The sequence below is a fragment of the Gilvimarinus sp. 1_MG-2023 genome, from assembly GCF_030548285.1.
Genome location: NZ_JAUOSC010001391.1, coordinates 1 through 251, shown reverse-complemented (window position 1 = coordinate 251; position 251 = coordinate 1). Strand labels below are relative to the sequence as shown.

At 50.2% G+C, this 251-nt stretch carries 1 protein-coding gene; it reads right to left on the bottom strand.

What is annotated here, in order from left to right:
• Positions 1-40 precede the first annotated feature (40 nt).
• Positions 41-251, bottom strand: a 211-nt coding sequence (gene pgk / locus Q4563_RS21400) for a phosphoglycerate kinase (RefSeq protein ID WP_303605957.1), incomplete at its 5' end; no start/stop codon positions are given.

The window sequence follows — 251 nt, the reverse complement described above, 5'->3', positions numbered from 1 at the left end:
GACCTGCACATCAGGTCAGTCCGTTTATATGTTGTGATTCTTATTTGGCGCGTTGTTCCAGTACCGCAACCGCAGGCAGTACTTTTCCTTCAACAAATTCCAGGAAAGCGCCGCCACCAGTGGAGATATAAGACACCTTATCGGCAATGCCGTATTTATCAACAGCTGCCAGGGTGTCACCACCACCGGCAATCGAGAAAGCATCGGATTCGGCAATGGCCAATGACAGGGCTTTGGTACCTTCACCAAAC